A 1,422-nucleotide genomic window follows, 5' to 3' on the forward strand; every position below is an offset into this window, starting at 1 on the left:
TGGTTGAAATTCTTCATATAAATTCTCCAAACGAACTACAAAAGGGGTTTTTGCACAATACGAACTAACAGTTGCTTGTTGATTTATCAAATCAAAAGAAACAGCTTTAACCAGCAATGACTCAGGAGGATAATTAGCCTTTGATAATAAACTTTTAAAAAAGCCATTCTCATAAACCACAGTATTTGGTGGAAGAGTAGAAACAGGCTTGTTGTAAAGTAAAAGATATCTACTGTCTACTTCGTATTGAGAATTTATTCCAGGCTGCTTTAGTCCGGGAGTCACTATATTATTGTATTTGAGGTTTCTCAAACTCGGACTCCGTTTAACTGCATCCTCTCCCATTTTCATATACACTTTACAATTATTTTCTTGACTAGCAATAAACTTCTCATATTTCACTTGATTGTCTTTCCATACTTGAAAACTTCCAATTGATACTACACCTGCCAATATTGCCAATAAAATCTTGTTTTGAATTAATAATGCAAGAATTTTCATAATGGTTTCCCTTGCTTAATGCACTCAACATAATACTTTGAAAATTCTGCCACCCAAGTGAACTTATCATTGTAAATTTTTTTAAACTTGTCTCGTGATTCTTGCTCCTCCCTACCATTCACAACCAAACCCAAAAGGGGAGATGAAGGATAATAACGGCATCTTATATATTTATTGTTGTAGTCCAACAGCCATAACGTATATAGCTGTTGGATGTTTGGCATGAAAGTTTCATTTACATCTATAATTTCTCTCGGCATACCAAGCAATTCCGAAAAACTTCTCGCTGCCCCTGGGACAATTCGCCCGATTAATCGACAAGGCATATTTTGTAATATTTGTTCCCCTGCTTCTGATTTGGCAATCGAAATCACATCTTGAGCAGCTAGAGCAATGCGACATCCTGATTTCCGAGCCGTAGCACATTTACGGCCTACTAACCGAGATAACGACGGGAACCGTAGCAATACACTCGCCTCATCCATGAAAAACATACTGTTTGTCGATGATAGTGATTGTCTCGATGCCGCAATATACGCTGACATCCCGAACACCTCTGCTTCTCTATCTGATTGCAGATTCGTTAATGCAAACGTAATTAGCTTGCTGTCTGTTTGGAAAGTTGAAGGTTTACAAATTGCATTTCCTATTGAGCTTGCCTGCCAATACTGTAGTCGTAAGCGTATATAATTGAGCGCCTTATCAACATTCTCATCCTCATAGCCTAAATCAATACAATCTGCACAAAAAAACTGTTCCATATCAACTAGAGTCGGCGTGTTATCCCACTCTGAAGTTCCAATTCCTGCTGAGTGTGCCAACTCAAAACGTCGCTCAATATCTGGATTCTCGTAAAAAGCTTTTGTTCCTAAAGGTATCAACGATTCTATTGTTTGAGCAAGGAACCCCTCAAACTGCTGT

Annotated in this window: 1 protein-coding gene and 1 pseudogene; both read right to left on the reverse strand. The window is 38.0% G+C overall.

Annotation, left to right across the window (positions count from 1 at the left end):
• Positions 1 to 501: hypothetical protein (locus ACWATR_RS40000; RefSeq protein ID WP_460345924.1), on the reverse strand; the 501-nt coding region annotated here is incomplete at its 3' end.
• Positions 498 to 1,422 (reverse strand): annotated as a pseudogene (locus tag ACWATR_RS40005) (AAA family ATPase); the annotation flags it as partial. The pseudogene ACWATR_RS40005 and the gene ACWATR_RS40000, both read right to left, overlap by 4 nt.

The organism is Nostoc sp. UIC 10890 (assembly GCF_054786515.1).